A 12,506-nucleotide genomic window follows, 5' to 3' on the forward strand; every position below is an offset into this window, starting at 1 on the left:
AATGACTCAATTAGTAATGAGTTAGTTGCCGGATTAATACCCGTTATATTTAAGATAATTAAGGACTTCAAAAATGGAAATGACGTATTCACAACGTTTAAAGCTTATGCATGCTTTATGTTTAGCGGCAACACATCGTGATGATGAAACCCCTAATACTAATTTAGATGAATATGATGCATTGAATGCAGCTGACTATTTAAGCTGTTATGTCACCTTTAAGGCGATTCAGTCTGCAGACCAATCACCACTGGCTGAGCGTAGTGAAAACTTTGATATGTTGAGCGTTTATCAAGCATTTGCCTTGCTTACTTATGCGTTTTTTACCTCACCATTAGTGCAAGAAGATATCAAACCTGAGTTACAAACCGCACAAATTACCATTGCGAAAACGCTATTTGCAGGCTTGCCAGATGCTGAGTTAATTGAAATCGTAGAGTCTGGCTTAAGTAAATTTCAATTAATTGCGGATGCAGAAGCAGAGCATTGGACCCAGTTTAGAGAGAATGTGGATAAGCTTGTGATTGCACTGCTTGTTGCTAGTACGGACGACGATAGCCCGCATACGATGGAAGAAGTGTTACCAATTTTTGGTCAGTTGTTAAGCCAATTATGTGAGGCGTTTGAAAGTGCTTAGTAAACAGTACGCAATCTCATGGTATTTTAATGCTGGGATTGCGCTAGGTTTTCAGCACTGACTATTTTTCCTTCTAGGGTTTTGTGAATTTGCTCCATTAAGAAACTTGCAGATTCACGCCCCAGTTTGGATTCACGCATTGCCATGTGCCAGCTTGAAATCGTTTGCCTTAAATTATTCTCGTTATCGCAGCTTTCAATTTTGGCTTTAATACCTCGCCCCATAATGCCAAGGTAATCATCAGCAGCCTCGATTAAAATAGCCTTCACTGTCGCCATTTTTGTTGGGCAGATTGGCTCTGTTTTGGTGGGGGTGTCCTGTAAAGAAAGCTGATTATGCAGTGAGCTTGCAAACTCTGGCGGCCTTTGTTGCCCTTGTGGCAATTGAATATAGCCTTCCGTTTCAAGTTTTTTAATGGTGTCTAGTAATAAGTCCTTTTTAAAGAACTTATTCAATTCATCTAAATTACGTACACCATTCACCAGTAGCAAAACCTGACGTTCACGCACACCTAAGGTACGATTGTTATTGGTAAACTCATTAAAACCGAGCGTGGATTTTTCATATACCATGGTCGTTGTCTCATCTGGGCTCAATGATTTTTAACAAAATCTTATCTGAGCGTGATGAAAGCAATACTACTTAATCAATATGAAGTTAACGTGACGGTTTTATGACGAGTGACCTCATGATGACAGCCTAATGAATCCTGTTGAAACTTAAATTCAGTTAGCGAAAACTATTTTAGGGCTAATATGTTAATAGTGTGCATGATAGTTTAAAGCGTTTAAATGATAAGCTTTGTTAGCGCACTAACTATCGTGATGATGTATACCATAGTCTATAGCACCCCAAGCTAAAACCTCATAAAATAAGATGCGACTTGTAAATATTTGATATTCATCAAAATAATAACTTTTGTGAAGTAATGATAAAGCCTTATGCAAACCTCAATCCAGTTAAAAGAAATTTGCACGATTAATCCAATGTGCGTATCGCAAACTGCGATTTTGGCAGATGTGTTAGAAATGATGGCTAATCATCGTATCAGCTCGATAGTGGTGGTTGAGGGTAAACGCCCAGTTGGTATTTTTACGGAACGTGATGCTTTACGTATTATTCCTGAGTTATTGAATACTAAAACCACCTTCATCGGTAGTGTGATGAGCGATGTTCCTGTGGTCGCACCAATGCATTTAGATTTATTTGAGGCATATCACCTTTGCGCACAAGAAAACCTACGCCACTTAATCGTGGTGGACAGCACAGGCGACTTGTACGGCATTGCAACAGATAATGACTTCATGAAGCTGCTGGGCTTTGATGTTCTTTCTGGGCAGGAAGTCGTTGAAAATATCATGCATAAGAATATTCATACCTTAGCCAAGCATGACACACTGCATGATGCAATTACTTTGATGATGAAATCTAACTCAAGCGGAGTGGTGATTACTGAGGCTGATAAGCCAATTGGCATTGTCACTGAGCGAGATTTGGTGAGATTAGGGCGAGATCATGCAAATGGCAATATGGCGTTAGCAGAGGTGATGTCATCCCCTGTTATTTGTGTTAATAGCCAACGTTCAATTTACTTTGCGATAGAACACATGCGTGAGCAAAAAGTGCGCACTTTGGTCGTTGTGAATAATCAAGGCTTGTTAGATGGCCTGATGACTGAGCATGACATAGTGAAGAAAATTGAGAGTCACTACGTACATATGCTTAATAAGATTATTAAAAGGCAGGCGGATGATATTGTCCGTATCCGTAAAGAACTGGATGAGCGACATGTACTATCTGCCGTGTTGCATGAGTCACTTGGGGTAAGTTTGATTATTGCTGACCCTGATAAAAAGGTACGATATTTAAATCCTGCCGCTTCACTGTTATTTGGTATCGCGCATGAGAATATCGATGGTGAACAACTGGAGCTGTTATTTAACAAGGCGAACATGCCCGTTGATCACTTACTGATTGCCTTAGATAAAGTGGAAGCAGGGGAAAGTTATGAGTATGATTTAGCACATCAGATGAAAGACGAAATATTTGAACTACACGTGCGCATGGCACCGATTCAAGATCAAGACAATCACTTATTAGGTTTTGTACAAACCATACAGGATGAAACCGACAAGAAACATTCTGAGCGTAAGTTAAAGCAGGCGGCATCTATTTTTGACAATACAATAGAGGGCATCATCATCACAGATGCTAACGCTAATATTTTGTCAGTAAACCCTGCATTTATGAAAATTACCGGTTATGAGGAAGATGAGGTTCGTGGTAGAAATCCAAAAGTGCTGAGTTCTGGTCGGCAAGATAAAGCTTTTTATGGCCGTATGTGGGATTCACTAAACGCCAGTGGATATTGGCAAGGTGAGTTGTGGAATCGGCGAAAAAGTGGTGAAACTTATGCCGAGTGGCTGACAATTAGTGCTATTTTAGATGCTAAAAAGCAGGTGAAAAATTACATTGCGGTGTTTGCTGATATTACTTCTTCTAAATTAGCACATGACGAATTTGAGTTTTTAGCGCACCATGATCCTTTAACGAAGTTACCAAACCGACTTTTGTTTAATGCGAGGTTGAGTCACTCTTTATCTCGTACAAAGCGCACTGGAGATTTAGTTGCTGTCCTAATGATCGATCTTGATGGATTCAAGTTAATCAACGACCATTATGGACATCAGGCCGGTGATCGTGTGCTTGAAGTAGTGGCTGAACGTTTAATGGCTCATACACGTGGTGAAGATACTGTTGCTCGCTTGGGGGGAGATGAGTTTGTTGTTGTGCTAGAAGATATGACAGACTATCAAGGGGCGATGGATGTCGCCAATAAGTTGATCGCATCTATTTCGCAACCTATTATGCTGATAGAGAGTACAGTATCTGTGACAGCGAGTGTAGGCATTGCATTATCATTTAATGCAGGAGATAACCCAAAAATACTGGTGGCTAGTGCAGATGATGCTTTATATCAAGCTAAGAGTGCCGGTAAAAATACAGCGATTTGTGCGCAACTTCAATCTTAAATAAAAACGCTTATACACTGGTCGCAAATGCATAAATCTTTATTTGGTATGGTCATTAAAAAAACGCGCTTGGATCTTGGACTTACACAGGAAATGTTAGCTTCACTTTCTGGTTTAGAGCGTACTTTTATTTCTATGTTAGAGCGTGGTGTTAAACAGCCCAGCTTAAAAACTGTAAGTAGTATTGCGCATGCATTGCAGTTGAAAAGTTATGAGCTACTACATATGGTTGAACAGCAGATTCATGCGGATAATCCGCAAAATCAACTCAGTACAGACCTTGAAGTAGAGCAGCGCCGTTTAGATGCGCTGGAGTCTGAGCGTGAGAAATCACGTATTGGTGAGATTGTGAACACGATTCCAGTCATCTTTTTTGCCAGAACACCGATGCCAGAATATGCGATGACTTTCGTAAGCAAAAATATTAGCCAGTTATTGGGTTATGACAAAGATAAATTCATGGCCCATAGTGGGTTTTGGCATGCGCATATTCATCAAGATGATCTGCCAAAGGTGATGGAGCGCTTGCAAAATATAAGCGCAAGTGATTTGTTAAGACACGAGTATAGGTTTTTAACTGCTAGTGGGGCATGGTTACTGGTAAGAGAAGAGCTTAAATTAGTGGTGAACGAATCTGGTCTAGCAAAAGAAGTGATAGGGTCAATTGTTGGTGTTAGTCGATATGTTGGCGAGTAGCATGGCGATTTCTCTGTGAAATACTGCTTGTCTAAACTTACTTAGGTTGCACACTAATTGAGTAAGCATCTTAAACAAGCGTCACTTTAATCGAAAATGAAGCATCGCTAGACTCAATAAACAAGCTCAAATCACTTTTGCGGTTTGAGTTTTTTAAGGCATGGGCTAAATGGTAATGAGCGGGCGGTTTATCGCTGGGTTGCGTTGTGTTATGTGCTATTTTAGCTATTACTGATGATCACCGTTTAAGTAATACCAGTTTGCGTGAATACGTTCAAACTGGCTAGTTTCATGAAGTCTTTCAGCTCGGCCACTTAGGTTGTCGGCATGCTTATAACGCGCAACAAACTCAACTACTGCGTGATTCTCATCAATTTTTTTGTACTTTTTTACCTGTAAACCTAACCATTTAAGTGGATCTTGGTTCAAGTTTAGGTCGGCAGGGCGCGTGTCTGGATGCCAAGTCGTAAGTAAATATGCCTCAAGTTTCAATACATATGCACTGTAACGCGAGCGCATCAACGCCTCAGCATTAGGTGCGGCAATACCTAGATGATATTGTTCACAGCAAGCTTGGTATGCGTTGCCACTTCCACATGGACATTCAGACATTTTTTGCTACCAAGTACCAGCAAGGTCAGTAATGGCTTGCTGGGCTATGTGGCTTGATAAGTTATGCAATTTCACGCGTTTCTAAAAATTGAATATCTGGGTATCGCTCTTGTGCCATTTGTAAGTTAACGCGGTTAGGCGCTAGGTACACATAGTCATCTGCGCCATCTAACGCCACGTTAAAGCCGTATTTATCTGCAATGGTTTTTAAGTCCGCATCCGAGCCGCGTAACCAGCGTGCGGTATAGCAATCGTATGGCTCAAACACCATATCTACGCTGTATTCATGCTCTAATCGATGGGCGACTACCTCAAACTGCAACATACCAACTGCACCTAAAATCAAGTCGTTTGAAAGTAGAGGGCGGAACAATTGTGCAGCACCTTCTTCTGCCAATTGTTTTAGGCCAATTTGTAGTTGCTTCATTTTCATCGGGTTTTTAATGCGCGCACGGCGGAAAAATTCAGGCGCAAATGATGGAATACCAGTGAATTTAAGGTTCTCGCCTTCACTAAAGGTATCGCCCAATTTCACTGTGCCATGGTTAGGAATACCGATAATGTCACCCGAGTAGGCCTCATCCATGGTGGTACGGTCTTGCGCCATAAAGGTAATGGCGTTGTTCACGCTTAATGTTTTGCCAGTAGCAACTTGCTTCACCTTCATGCCTCGCTCAAAACGGCCTGAACACACACGCAAGAACGCGATGCGGTCACGGTGTTTTGGGTCCATATTCGCTTGAATTTTAAACACAAAGCCTGAGAACTTACCCTCATTAGCTTCTACGGGGCGGCTTGCCGTGTTGCGAGATTGTGGTGGTGGAGATAAGTCTACCACGGCATCTAGCAGTGATTGCACGCCAAAGTTGTTGATGGCAGAGCCAAAGAACACAGGTGTTTGTTTACCATTTAGATAGCGCTCTTTATTAAACTCATGGGATGCACCACGCACCAGCTCAATATCAATACGCAATTCTTCAGCTTGGCGGCCTAATAACTCATCTACACGTGGGTTATCCAAACCTTTAATGGTTTCTGATGTACCTTTTTCTGCACGTGGATCAAAGAACGAGATTTCATCATTATACAAATGATAAACGCCACGGAAGCCTTTGCCCATGCCGATTGGCCATGTCATTGGCGCACATTCCATCCCCAGCGTGGTTTCAATCTCATCTAGCAACTCAATTGGTGGGCGGCTTTCACGGTCTAGTTTATTAATGAACGTAATAATGGGTGTGTCGCGCATGCGGCACACGTTTAATAGTTTAATAGTTTGTGCTTCTACACCGTTAACAGAGTCAATCACCATCACCGCAGAGTCTACTGCTGTTAATGTACGATATGTATCTTCAGAAAAGTCATCATGGCCTGGGGTATCTAGCAGGTTAATCATGTGTTCGCGGTAAGGGAACTGCATCACAGATGAGGTCACGGAAATGCCGCGTTGTTTCTCAAGTTCCATCCAGTCTGACGTTGCATGACGTGCTGCTTTACGGCCACGTACTTCACCAGCTACCTGAATTGCACCACCAAACCAGAGCAGCTTTTCGGTCAGTGTCGTTTTACCAGCATCGGGGTGGGAAATAATAGCAAAAGTGCGGCGGCGGGAAATTTCGTCTTGAAGCGATGACATGTTTTGATAGATTGGATTTAAAAGCGCTATTTTACCTGAAATATGGCTTAACTCGTAAAAACGGATATTGGCTGAGCAGGCTTTGCTGTCTGCTCATGACACATGCTTTATATTTGTGATGGCTAGCTTAGAACCTACCTTGGCCTTAACGTCTTGATGACGCCTCATTTTTAAGTTCGCGCGACACCAGTTTTGATAATGAGCCAATCTCGTTGGAGAGCAGTATTAATAAATCATCCAGCGTTACAATACCAGTTAGCATGCCATGCTCGTCCACAACTGGCAGCCTTCTGACGCCTTTTGATGTCATGATTTTAATTGTTTCAAATACCCCTGCATTTTCTGTCACTACCGATAAATGCCTGACCATGATGTCACTCACCGTCATGACTTTGCAATCCAACTCGGTTGCCACAACTTCTATGACTAAATCACGGTCTGTCACAATACCTAAAGGTATGGGTTTGCCTTGACTCTCATTGATGACTACAACATCGCCAACATGGTGGCTGCGCATTAACTTAGCCGCTTCAAAAATGGTGGCATCAGCTTTCACTGTGATGACTTCGTGATTACAAATTGCACTGATCGTCATGATACTTTCCTTTTTTATTGGTAAACAATCATGTTATAAATTTGATGAGTTAACTTACTATCTATTCAATGAGATGTTTTCACTAAAAGCACTGGCACATGGCTTTGTTTTACCACCATATCCGCATCACTGCCCATCATGAATCGTGCAAATCCACGTAATCCATGGGTACCCATGACAATCAAATCTGCTGGCCATTCTTCAGCTTGTTTAATAATTAGTTTGGAGACGCGCTCACCAATACTTTCTACGATTGTGCATTCGGTTAATACACCAGATTGACGTGCTTTTTCTTCAGCAGACTCTAGTATTTTTTTACCTTGGCTACGTTGAATATCTGCCAGATACAAAACATTAAGTTCACCATTTGCGTCTAAAATTGGAAAGTAGGTGTCTACTACATGTAAGAATCTAAGTTTTGCGTGTAGTGTTTTAGCTAGATTAATGGCTTCTAACATGCCACAGTTTGAGGTGCTGCTACCGTCTATCGGACAGAGAATTTGTTTGTACATTTTTATTAAACTCCCATCAAAAAATATAAGCCAATTGGACTGCAAACTAATCACGCATTAGTGGCTGTAGTTAACTTCTCCTATTGGTATGCTCGACAGAATACGAGGATGTTTGCGCGAAGTAGGCGTTGGTGTGTCATCAGGATAACCAATAACAATAGGTGCAACTACCGTAAACTCATGAGGAATACCTAACTTAATTTTCGTTTCTGCTAAATTTAAAATAGGAAGTGCACAGCCAATAATGCAGGACCCTAACCCCATTGCACAGGCGGCTAAAATGAGGTTTTCAGTGGCTAGCCAACAGTCAGCCTCAGAGGAGTATATTTTTGTATTACCGCAGATTAAGATGAGTGTCCCTGCATTATAAAAAATATTGAAATTTTGATTTCCAGGTAATTCAAACAGTTTAAATGCTTGCTGATGCTGATGATGCATCATCCTAAGTAGCATAGGTTTTGCTTGGTCTGATAGATTTCTTAGCAATTGCTTATCCTCTATGATCACAAATGCCCAAGGCTCACCATGCATAGCAGTAGGTGCACGTATTGCAGCTTCCAGCAGGCTGGAAATGATCCCTTTTTCTAATGGTTGTGTTGTATAGCTGCGCACAGAGCGCCTAGCTAATATGGCTTCGTAAAGGCTCATTTCCACTTCGAGTAGTGCCATTTTATGCGCTCCCACAATGCTAAAACTGTATATTGATCATCATTGTTAAGGGCACAATAGCAAGAATAAAAATATTAGTTAATCCGCGCGAACACGTATAAGTTAACGAGTAGGGTTCTAATTGAAAGAAATTGATTAGCTAAGAAATGCCTACTGATTTAGCTTGGGAGCCAAGTACTTGAGATCATTTAGCTCATTGCAGTAGCCAGAATAATGGTGATGTTTGCGTTACAACCCAACAACAAGCTTACTCTTTCAAACCACTTTTATGCGCGATACGTGCTAAATCGAGCACGTGGTTTGCGCCAGTTTTATGCATGATGTTAGATTTATGAATTTCTACAGTACGATGGCTAATGCCAAGCTTTCGCGCGATATCTTTATTATGATGTCCTTGTATTGCTAAAAGCATGACATCGTATTCTCGCTCTGTTAGACTGGCGATACATTTTTCAGCTTCTTTACAGCTTGCGCTTTCAGTGAGTGTTTTTTCAGACTCTATCATCGCATTAGTGACAACACTAATGAGTTTTTCACGGCGCACTGGTTTGGTTAAAAAGTCTATCGCACCAGCTTTCATTGCTTTTACGCTGGTTGGAATATTACCGTGACCAGTTAAAAAAATGATAGGTAATGAAATGTTGCGTTTTGCGAGTTCTTCTTGAAGTTGTAAGCCATCCATTTCTGGCATGCGGTAATCGATGATTGCACACCCATAGCATTCTTGTGGGCAAACCGCTAAAAATGCCTGAGCACTCTCAAATGCCATGACAGGAATGTTTTCTTGGGCAATCATTAGTGCTAATGAGTCCCTAATCGCATGCTCATCATCAATAATATATACAGTAGGTGGCGTGGTTTTCATTTTGCAAATGGCAGTGTGAAATGGAAGGTAGCGCCTACTTTGATATCGGGGTCTAGCCATAGTTGGCCACCATTAGCTTCTGCTAATGTGCGGCTGATGGCAAGCCCCATACCGATACCTCTGGGCTTGGTCGTAAAAAAAGGCTCAAAAATACGTTTAGCAATTGCATCACTTAGGCCAGGACCAACGTCTTGCACAGTGACATGTGCCATGCTGATATTTGCGTTAGTACGAACGGTAATACTAATGGCCGAAGATGATATTCCGGCGCCACGCATTGCTTCAACGCCATTTCTTAATAAGTTCACGAGTATCTTAAGCACTTGTGTTTTATTAGCGAGTACAGGTCTGATATTACTTTCTAACTGTAATAGCGGATAAAAGTCGTAGTAACCATAGTTTTTAGCAATCACTAAAGCCTCTTTGACAACTTCGTTGATATCTAAGAGATCTTTGATGAGCTCACCTTTTTGTAGGAAAGCGAGTAACTCATGCAGGCTACCACCTGCGCGCTGTGCTTGAGTGACACATCCTTCCAGTGCTCGTTTCAGGCTGGTTGAGTCAATTTTGTCCTGTTCAAGTGCATGCAGGGCAACCTCACTGTAAGCAGAAATTGCTGTGAGTGGCTGATTAATTTCATGTGCAATCGCTGAAGCTGTCTGTGTCGCCACCTCTTTTGCAAAGAGCATTTCAGTTTCGACATGTTGATCTTGAAGTTTTTTCTCAAGTATTTTTTGTTCAGTAATGTCTCTTGCTACACCTAATAATCTGGTGGCGTGGCCTTCTTTAAAATGCGCTTTGCCTACTGCTGATACCCAATGGATTGAATTGTCCAATTGATTAACGACACGATACTCAACGTTAAACTCACCATCACCTGTTGGGTCTGTAGCTTGGCGCATTGCTGATTCTCTAGTCGCCTTATCTTTTGGGTGAATGATGGAGATTTTAGCATCATGATGATTTATATTTGTGGGGTCAGCTCCCCAGAATGCGAGTAGCTGATCACTCTCGTTGCGCATTTTTAGATTTGCATCAAAGTCAAAAACGTTTAAGCCAGCAGCTTTTTTTGCAAGCCTTAAACGTTCTTCGCTAATGCGTAATGCTTGTTCAACTTCTTGACGTTTATAGACAGTGTAAAAGGTAACTAGTATATAAAGTTGCCCTTCATTGTGAATTGGGCTTAGACCAATATCTACAGCAAGTTCTTTTCCACTTTTCGTGATGACTGACAGTTCGTTACCAGAACCCATCGGTCGTTTTTCTGGATTTTGTATAAAAGCCATTCGATACCGGCGGTGAGGCTCTCTATAGCGATCCGGGATTAATGCTTCAACTTCAAGCCCAACGATTTCTTGGGCTGTATAGCCCAATAATTGCTGAGATGCTGCGTTTGCTTGCGCAACTAGGCCACTGTCGCTAATCAGTAGCATGGCATCAGCAACTGCATCAAACAAAGTCTGAAAGCTTAAGTTTTGCAATGGATAAGCCAAAGAACATCCTTATCAAATAACGAAGTACATGTAAGGCCGCTTGTTAATTAATTATAGATTAAAAATTAATGCATGTGTGCGTGATCCAGTAGCCCATAAAGGCTACGGGTTCGCTCGTATATTAGTGCTTGATTGATTGCAGTATGCCACCTGGGCAAGCAAAAAAATGGAGTAGAGGCCAGCCACTTCCTAGAGACGTAGTGTTTTACGATCTTCCACCTCGACTAGTGGTCGAGCTAGGGGTTCCTCCGGCTGGGCACAAGTATGTGCGGGTAGCAGCTGATATCTTACTAATTGCTGTTGGTACCAGTATCGTGGTTGATGCGATTGAAGATCTCGGCAATATCTAAGCTTTCAATCTTACAGGTAAGTATATAAGGGCTATCCCTTACGTGCTTACCCGAATGTACCTAATCAATCAACAGAGGTAAATTACTATCTCAATGTAGTCGGGCTCAATTTAACAGCCAATACCAACGTGACTGTTTAAGTGGTGCCCCTAATTTTTTAATCTATTGATTGGGAGGTTTCATGATACTTTCAACAGTCAGCACTAAAGATGTTAAGTCAAAAGATTCAATCAAAAAATCAAGTAAGCCCAATGGGGCGGATAACGCTCAGTTAAATAACCCAGAAGCACATGATAAATTGCTCAATATTGCAGTCAGTGCATATAACAAAGCAGAGTCTCGTGGTTTCGAACCAGGGCATGAAATACAAGATTGGTTGGAAGCTGAAGCAGAGGTGATGAAATGAACGCTTCATCAATAGCACATCAAGCTAAAGGCATGCATGCCAGCAATTTATTAAATAATCACCATCATCATGAAAATGCTGGTTTAAATCTTCCAGTGTTAACTATCTATGATAACGGCATGATTCGAAGTTGCAGTAAAGCAGCTATAGAGTTGCTAGGTTGCTCATTAGATAAACTCAGATGGCGTCACATCTCCACATTTCTGCCGCAATTAGCCGACATGGCAATCATACAAAGTGGGCAAATCAACCCTAATCTGCGATTTTTGTCGCGTATAGGTTATAGCTTTGATTTGATTAATATACGTGGTGCACACATCGCATGTGCATTGTTTTTTAGAGAAGTAGAGCATTTTGATCGGCATTACTTAAGAGTAATTTTTCGTCCAGTAGAGCATCAATATTTATCACTTTAATTCAACTAACTTTGGAGGTTGCAATGGATACTGAAAATAAAACAAATGTTCCAGTGACAGATAATAAGTCATTGGCAAAGTCATCATGGTCAGGTATGCACCCAATAGCAGAAATGGAGCGTGCTTTTGATAGAGTTTTTGGTCGAAGGTTTTCATCTTTATGGCATCGAGATGCTAGTCCAATGTTTGATAATTTTTTTGAAGTTGAAAATAGACGTCTACCAAGCCTAGATGTGATTGATCGTGATAACGAAGTATTTGTACGTGCTGAGATACCTGGTATTGATAAGAAAGACCTCAATATCTCACTGACAGATAATTTACTTACTATTAAAGGGCAATCCAGTAGTGAGAAAAAAGAGGAAAAAGGCGATTATTACAGGCATGAAATATCAAGTTCCTCATTTGCCCGTTCTGTCACAATACCAGCGATGGTTGATTCCTCAAAAACGATTGCCAGTCTGAAGGATGGTGTTTTAGAAATTACCTTACCTAAGGCAGAAGCATCAAAACGACGCAATATCGCTATTCAGTAACTATCTTTTTTACATAGTAATTGAATATAAATAAATACCATAGAGGAAGGA

Annotated in this window: 15 protein-coding genes; 7 read left to right on the top strand and 8 right to left on the bottom strand. The window is 41.2% G+C overall.

What is annotated here, in order from left to right; translation table 11 throughout:
* Positions 1-73: 73 nt before the first annotated feature.
* Complete coding sequence (locus A391_RS0105940) at positions 74-637, top strand: hypothetical protein (RefSeq protein WP_019898068.1); 564 nt, start codon at positions 74-76, stop codon at positions 635-637.
* Positions 638-663: 26 nt separating this feature from the next.
* On the opposite strand, the gene A391_RS0105945 is transcribed toward A391_RS0105940, so the two are convergent.
* On the bottom strand, positions 664-1,209 hold the full coding sequence (locus A391_RS0105945) for a hypothetical protein (RefSeq protein ID WP_036316687.1): 546 nt from the start codon (positions 1,207-1,209) through the stop codon (positions 664-666).
* Between the two features lie 369 nt (positions 1,210-1,578).
* On the opposite strand from A391_RS0105945, the gene A391_RS14135 reads away from it, so the two are divergent.
* Positions 1,579-3,669: a diguanylate cyclase domain-containing protein gene (locus A391_RS14135; RefSeq protein ID WP_019898072.1), complete on the top strand. Its 2,091-nt coding sequence runs from the start codon at positions 1,579-1,581 to the stop codon at positions 3,667-3,669.
* Positions 3,670-3,696: 27 nt separating this feature from the next.
* Complete coding sequence (locus A391_RS0105955) at positions 3,697-4,365, top strand: PAS domain-containing protein (RefSeq protein WP_019898074.1); 669 nt, start codon at positions 3,697-3,699, stop codon at positions 4,363-4,365.
* A 228-nt stretch (positions 4,366-4,593) separates the two neighbouring features.
* On the opposite strand, the gene A391_RS0105960 is transcribed toward A391_RS0105955, so the two are convergent.
* The 7 genes from A391_RS0105960 to A391_RS0105990 all read right to left on the bottom strand — a co-directional run bounded on the left by A391_RS0105960 (position 4,594) and on the right by A391_RS0105990 (position 10,747).
* Positions 4,594-4,977 carry a YchJ family protein gene (locus A391_RS0105960; protein WP_019898076.1) on the bottom strand — a complete coding sequence of 128 codons (384 nt, stop codon included), beginning with the start codon at positions 4,975-4,977 and terminating at the stop codon, positions 4,594-4,596.
* A gap of 61 nt (positions 4,978-5,038) precedes the next feature.
* Positions 5,039-6,613 (bottom strand): peptide chain release factor 3, encoded by a 1,575-nt coding sequence (locus A391_RS0105965; protein WP_019898077.1) that lies wholly within the window; start codon positions 6,611-6,613, stop codon positions 5,039-5,041.
* A gap of 145 nt (positions 6,614-6,758) precedes the next feature.
* Complete coding sequence (locus A391_RS0105970; protein WP_019898078.1) at positions 6,759-7,208, bottom strand: CBS domain-containing protein; 450 nt, start codon at positions 7,206-7,208, stop codon at positions 6,759-6,761.
* Positions 7,209-7,273: 65 nt separating this feature from the next.
* A complete protein-coding gene (locus A391_RS0105975) occupies positions 7,274-7,720 on the bottom strand; it encodes a universal stress protein (protein WP_029144026.1) in 447 nt (148 codons plus the stop codon).
* Between the two features lie 57 nt (positions 7,721-7,777).
* Positions 7,778-8,389, bottom strand: coding sequence for a nitroreductase family protein (locus tag A391_RS0105980; protein WP_019898080.1), 612 nt, complete (start codon positions 8,387-8,389; stop codon positions 7,778-7,780).
* 247 nt (positions 8,390-8,636) lie between these two features.
* Positions 8,637-9,254 (bottom strand): response regulator transcription factor, encoded by a 618-nt coding sequence (locus A391_RS0105985; RefSeq protein WP_019898081.1) that lies wholly within the window; start codon positions 9,252-9,254, stop codon positions 8,637-8,639.
* On the bottom strand, positions 9,251-10,747 hold the full coding sequence (locus A391_RS0105990) for a PAS domain-containing sensor histidine kinase (protein ID WP_019898083.1): 1,497 nt from the start codon (positions 10,745-10,747) through the stop codon (positions 9,251-9,253). The genes A391_RS0105985 and A391_RS0105990 overlap by 4 nt, the downstream gene beginning before the upstream one ends.
* Before the next feature lie 143 nt (positions 10,748-10,890).
* Between A391_RS0105990 and A391_RS0105995 the strand changes: the two genes are divergently transcribed.
* The 4 genes from A391_RS0105995 (at position 10,891) to A391_RS0106010 (ending at position 12,455) form a co-directional block, all read left to right on the top strand.
* The gene (locus A391_RS0105995) at positions 10,891-11,097 is read left to right on the top strand and encodes a hypothetical protein (protein ID WP_019898085.1); all 207 of its coding nucleotides are present in this window, start codon (positions 10,891-10,893) and stop codon (positions 11,095-11,097) included.
* A gap of 181 nt (positions 11,098-11,278) precedes the next feature.
* Positions 11,279-11,503: a DUF2934 domain-containing protein gene (locus A391_RS13765; RefSeq protein ID WP_019898086.1), complete on the top strand. Its 225-nt coding sequence runs from the start codon at positions 11,279-11,281 to the stop codon at positions 11,501-11,503.
* Positions 11,500-11,919, top strand: a complete 420-nt coding sequence (locus tag A391_RS0106005) for a hypothetical protein (RefSeq protein ID WP_019898088.1) — start codon at positions 11,500-11,502, stop codon at positions 11,917-11,919. Before A391_RS13765 ends, A391_RS0106005 begins: the two co-directional genes overlap by 4 nt.
* 23 nt (positions 11,920-11,942) lie before the next feature.
* A complete protein-coding gene (locus A391_RS0106010; protein ID WP_019898090.1) occupies positions 11,943-12,455 on the top strand; it encodes an Hsp20/alpha crystallin family protein in 513 nt (170 codons plus the stop codon).
* Positions 12,456-12,506: the final 51 nt, after the last annotated feature.

Origin of the sequence: Methylotenera mobilis 13, assembly GCF_000384255.1 — a bacterium.
In the GTDB taxonomy this organism is placed as follows: domain Bacteria; phylum Pseudomonadota; class Gammaproteobacteria; order Burkholderiales; family Methylophilaceae; genus Methylotenera; species Methylotenera mobilis_B.